The sequence below is a fragment of the Endozoicomonas sp. ONNA2 genome (genome assembly GCF_024606365.1).
Taxonomy (GTDB): domain Bacteria; phylum Pseudomonadota; class Gammaproteobacteria; order Pseudomonadales; family Endozoicomonadaceae; genus Endozoicomonas.
On record NZ_JAHHPO010000752.1, the window covers coordinates 1 to 1,656 of the forward strand.

Consider the following 1,656-nt stretch of genomic DNA (forward strand, 5'->3'; position numbering starts at 1 on the left):
CGTTTATTATAGCAGCTGATTCATGACGTACGATCAGTGGTAATCAGGATGTTTTATGTTCGTTTTCACGGCAAAGAATCCCCGGAAAATTCACCCATACGCCATCTATACCACATATCGGCCTCCAAGGCTGAAGCTACCAATGCTGCAAGGACTCCTGGTATTGCAGCACCTTTCAACGCTCTGACATGAAGTGATCCAGAGCACAAACAACATCCCGCAAGAGCACCTATGCCTATGACTGGAGCTATCGCAATAGCTACAAGAACAGTTCCATACAATGCAATTATATTTGCCACCAGGCTATCAGCGTTGTATGTCCCCCAAATATAGCTATAGTACTCCTGATCATAATAGTCATTGGAATGAACAATGTCTGAGAAAACGCTTGTATATCCAAGCATTATTATAAAAAAGTAATTCTTCATCAGACCACCTCAATGTTCATTAATTCATGCTTTGGCAAAAAATGTAGCATTTGACTGGAAACTTGCAAATCTGGCTGCTATGAACCAGATTCAGGCGATTGAAAAATCCGGGAGACTGTCCGAGAGTAGCCTCCCGGTTTCAATCCTTGCGGGCACAGTTCATGGTCTCCCGAAGAACTGGGCCTGGAATCAGGACGTTTCTTTAATTAACTACTCACACCCGGCAGAAGACAACGATGATAAACTGTCTCTTAACTCCCCCGATGGAGCCAATGGCTTACCGACGCGCTAATCGCCCGAATGGTGGTTGGTGCAGAACAGCCAGTACCTTTGACTCAAGGTCGGTGGCCCACGGCCGTGCTGGTGGCGATGACACCACTGAGCCTGCCAAACGCATCGCCAACGGTGACCCGGCCCGGCAAGATCAGCTCAGACAGATATCAAAGGATGGCGGCAAGTCTGCCTTTGAGCGCATGGTGGCCAAGCTGGAAGAGTCCGGGACAGGCAGTTAATTAACATTGCAACAATTATTAGCATTCAGAACGAACGCACTGATAATGCCCCATAAATGATCATTCTTGCTACCTTCTTGAATGGCTCAACCATCGCTGCCAAGCCCGGGAGTCTGTCCTCGCTACTGAGTCGCCTGGGCTGGCGCTATCCCGGACAGCCTCCCAATGCCTGATTCAGCCTCCCGGGGATCCCGAGTGTCTGATACACCATTTTCAGGACAATTTGTACGGGGTTAACATCCACAGTCCCTGAAAAAAAGTAATTGACAACCCACGTGTTATTGACTAATCAAACACCGGAGAATTGAAGAGTCAGGGAGAATCTTCATGCCGATCCCCTTGGCAGATTATGTTGCGCATCCATCAACGAGCGACAGTACTCGTGCAAGTCATGGGCCACAAAAACGACAAGGAAAGCGCAGCAGATCGGGGTATCAGGTTGGACAGACAACCGGCACACCCAGCATCTTACCGAAACATCAGCAGCCCCCTGAACCACCCTTTGCGCCACCGATAAAACTAAGGCGTGTACATGACGGTCGGCGTGTAGTCTCTTCCTTCGGGGAACAGCCTGCACAAGAGACTGAACCCATTATAACGGTTAACACAGAGCCTCTGCCGATAGCTGTGGCAAGGGCGGAATCAGAAAATCCACAACCGACAAGCGAGCATATTCTCTCTACCACCAGTGAGACCACCCCGACACAGGTGCGGGA

General features: G+C 49.4%; 3 protein-coding genes. 2 read left to right on the forward strand and 1 reads right to left on the reverse strand.

The genetic code is table 11. The features are described from left to right. Positions 1-65: 65 nt before the first annotated feature. Entirely contained in the window at positions 66-428 is a 363-nt protein-coding gene (locus KDK14_RS13320) for a hypothetical protein (protein WP_257265643.1), read from the reverse strand. A 236-nt stretch (positions 429-664) separates the two neighbouring features. Here KDK14_RS13320 and KDK14_RS13325 point away from each other — a divergent pair, with 236 nt between their 5' ends. Beyond that, positions 665-940 (forward strand): hypothetical protein, encoded by a 276-nt coding sequence (locus tag KDK14_RS13325; protein ID WP_257265644.1) that lies wholly within the window; start codon positions 665-667, stop codon positions 938-940. Positions 941-1,267: 327 nt separating this feature from the next. After that, positions 1,268-1,656: hypothetical protein (locus KDK14_RS13330; RefSeq protein WP_257265645.1), on the forward strand; the 389-nt coding region annotated here is incomplete at its 3' end.